The 3,223-nt window shown below is 67.0% G+C and carries 3 protein-coding genes; all 3 read right to left on the bottom strand.

Features of this window, described 5'->3' with window-relative positions; genetic code table 11:
* Window positions 1-79: 79 nt before the first annotated feature.
* Window positions 80-1,426, bottom strand: a complete 1,347-nt coding sequence (locus tag ACXJKH_RS17525; protein ID WP_457321237.1) for a sensor histidine kinase — start codon at window positions 1,424-1,426, stop codon at window positions 80-82.
* Entirely contained in the window at window positions 1,423-2,766 is a 1,344-nt protein-coding gene (locus tag ACXJKH_RS17520; RefSeq protein ID WP_457321235.1) for a sigma-54-dependent transcriptional regulator, read from the bottom strand. Before ACXJKH_RS17520 ends, ACXJKH_RS17525 begins: the two co-directional genes overlap by 4 nt.
* An 80-nt stretch (window positions 2,767-2,846) precedes the next feature.
* Window positions 2,847-3,223 (bottom strand): PDZ domain-containing protein (locus ACXJKH_RS17515; RefSeq protein ID WP_457321233.1); only part of this gene is annotated, 377 nt, incomplete at its 5' end.

The raw sequence follows: 3,223 nt of genomic DNA, 5'->3' as shown, positions 1-3,223 counted from the left end.
GTCAAGAAGGCCTGAGCGGTGATGCCGGCCATTGGCCGGCATCAGGCAATACCGGCGGCATGAGCGTGCCGGCCGTGCCTCAGGCAATGGGCAGGAAGATCGCCACGCACAGGCCGCCTTCGCGGCGGTTCTGCAGCGAGATGCGACCGCCGTGCGCTTCGACGATCTCGCGTGTGAGGGCCAGGCCCAGTCCGGTGCCGTTGCGCTTGGTCGAATAGAACGGCATCAGCGCGTTCTGCAGCACGGCCTCGTTCATGCCCTTGCCGCGATCGAGTACTTCCAGCCGCAGCCACTGCGGCAGCCGGGTCAGCCGCACTTCGACGTCGTCGTTGGGCGGTTCGGCTTCGCTGCAGGCTTCGTGCGCGTTCTTGAGCAGGTTCAACAGCGCCTGGCCGAGCTGGGCGATATCCACCCGGCTGTGCAGTTCATCGCTGATGCCGCTCATGCGGAACGCGATCTGGTGCTGCAGGCTGGTCAGGAACTGCAGCCATTGCACGTTCTGCAGCTGCGGTTGCGGCAGCTTGGCAAAGCGCGCATAGCCGCGGATGAAGCCTTCCAGGTGCCGCGCACGATCTTCGATGGTGGCGAACACTTCCTCCAGGCGCTCGGTCTTGCCACGCCGCACCAGCTCGCCGCCGGAATGTGCCAGTGACGCGATCGGCGCGAGCGAGTTGTTGAGTTCATGACTGATTACCCGGATCACCTTCTTCCACGTCTGCACTTCCTGGCGGCGCAGCTCGGCGGTGAGCAGGCGGATCAGCAACAGGTCGTGGGGGCGTCCGTTGAGGTGGAAGTTGCGGCGCGACAGGTGGTAAACCTGTTCGTCCTCTTCATCGTCGCTGCCTTCGTCATGCACGGCGAACAGGCTGTCGCCACCGCGCACGATCGCGTCGCGCAACTCCACCGGCATGGTTTGCAGCACGTCCTGCATGCGCTGGCCTTCCAGCTTCCAGCCGTTATGCAGCAGCCGACGCGCGGCCAGGTTGGAGAACGCCACGCGCTGGATACCATCGCCGCCATTGGCCAGCAGCAGCATCGACACCGGGGTGTTCTGCACCATCGTGTCCAGCAGCAGCTCGCGTTGCACCAGGCCCTGGCGTTGTTCGCGCAGTACATCGCCCAGCTCGCGGTGGGCCTTTACCAGGTCGCCCAGTTCATCGTTGCCCGGCCAGTACACGCCGAAGTTGTACTCGCCATCGCGGTAGCTGCTGGTGGTGCCGGACAAGGCGCGCAACAGTGAACGCACCGGTGCGGTGGCGCGGCGCAGGCTCCACCACATCACCGACAGCAGTACGATCAGGGAGACCGCGCTGATCAACCAGCCATGGTCCAGCCAGTAGGCCAGGTACCACGGAAAAGCGGCTGCCAGCGCCAGTACCGGCAGCAGGCGCAGGAACAGCCGGAAGGTGAACGAGCTGCGCTTCATTCGCGCGGAATACCGTAGCGGTCCATGCGCCGGTACAGCGCCTGCCGGCTCAGGCCAAGTTCGGCGGCGGTCTGGGCGATGATGCCGTGGTTGCGGCCCAGCGCGGCTTCGATATGGCTGCGGTCCGGGTCGACCGTCGGGCTGGCCGGGCGCGGTGCGCTGGCCCCCCGCGGCAGGTTGAGATCGGTCACTTCGATGCGCGGCCCGCTGGCCAGCAGCTGGGCGCGTTGCAGTACGTTGCGCAGTTCGCGCACGTTGCCCGGCCAGGTGTGTCGCTGCAACGCGGTGGCCGCGGCGGCGGACAATGGCTTGTCGCCGTCCATGAAGCGTTCGGCCAGCGGCAGGATGTCGCCGGCCCGTTCGGCCAGCGGCGGCAGCGCCAGCTCCACGGTGTTGAGGCGGTAGTACAGATCTTCGCGGAACTGGCCATCGCGGATCATCGCCGGCAGGTCGGCATTGGTGGCACTGATCACCCGCACCTTGACCTGGCGTTCGCGGTTGGAGCCCAGCCGCTCGAAGCGTCCGGTTTCCAGCACGCGCAGCAGTTTCATCTGCCCGCCCAGCGAAAGATTGCCGATCTCGTCCAGGAACAGCGTGCCGCCATCGGCGGCCTCGAACTTGCCTTCGCGTGCCTTGTTGGCGCCGGTATACGCGCCGGCCTCGCTGCCGAACAATTCGGCCTCGATCAGTTCGGCGGGAATGGCGCCGCAGTTGAGCGCGACGAACGGGCCCTTGGCCACCAGCGAATTGGCCTGGATGATCTCGGCGATCTTCTCCTTGCCGGCGCCGTTGGGTCCGGTGATCAGCACCGGCAGTGCCGAGCGCGCCACCTGGCAGGCGAGGTTCACCACGCGCTCGCTGGCCGGGTCGGCAACCACCGCACCGCGCAGGTCGTAGCGGGCTTCCAGCGCCGAGCGGTTGCGCTGCTCGCGCTCGCGGCGGCGGTCCAGCTCGCGACGGGTTTCAGACAGTTCCAGCAGGTTGTTGACCGTGACCAGCAGCTTGCGGTCGTCCCAGGGTTTGGCCAGGTAATCGGCGGCGCCGGCGCGGACCAGGTCCACGGCGCTGCTCAAGTGGGTCCAGGCGGTCAGCAGGATCACCGGCAGGTCCGGATGGCGGGCACGGATCTGCTGGAACAGGGCCTCGCCTTCCTCACCGGAGGTGGTGTCTTCGGTGAAGTTCATGTCCTGGATGACCAGGTCCACCGGATGTTGTTCCAGCAACGCCAGTCCGGCGTCGGGTGACAACGCGTGCAGCGCATCGATGTCGTGCAGCGAGAACAGCACTTCCAATGCGGTGCCGACGCTGGCGTTGTCGTCAATGATCAGGATTGAAGGCATGCGGCATCGAAAGCCAGGAAGTGGAATCAAGAGTACCGGAGCGCCGGGCCAACGTGGAGATGGCCCGGCGCGCGGGTGCCTCAGCTGCGCGGGGTGGGCGGTGCCGGGGGCGCTGGCGGTGCCGGAGGCGCCGGAGGAGCCGCCGGGACTACCTTGCTCCAGGCGGCAGTGGTCACATCCAGGCTCATCTGATCGCCCCTGCGCACCACCGTCATCGGCAGTCGCGTGCGGTGCGTAGCGGCCAGCGTATCGGTCAGGTCGGCGATCGTGCGCACCGGCTTGCCGTCGATGCTCAGGATCCTGTCGCCGGCGCGCACGCCGAAGTAGGTGCCCGGCTCGGTGGTGGTGACCCGCACGATGCCCTGGTTGGCATCCACGACCAGATGATGGTCGCCCTCGCGCCATTCCAGGCGTCCGGTTTCGGTGCGGGTGGAGGTGGTGGCGGCCAGCGCCGGTG

The organism is Stenotrophomonas sp. P5_B8 (genome assembly GCF_054049855.1).
This window is presented reverse-complemented; position numbering and strand designations above follow the sequence as displayed.

Bases quoted from the DNA above. Each gene is read 5' to 3' on its own strand.
- ACXJKH_RS17525 (WP_457321237.1), bottom strand. From the start codon at position 1,426: ATGAAGCGCAGCTCGTTCACCTTCCGGCTGTTCCTGCGCCTGCTGCCG.
- ACXJKH_RS17520 (WP_457321235.1), bottom strand. From the start codon at position 2,766: ATGCCTTCAATCCTGATCATTGACGACAACGCCAGCGTCGGCACCGCA.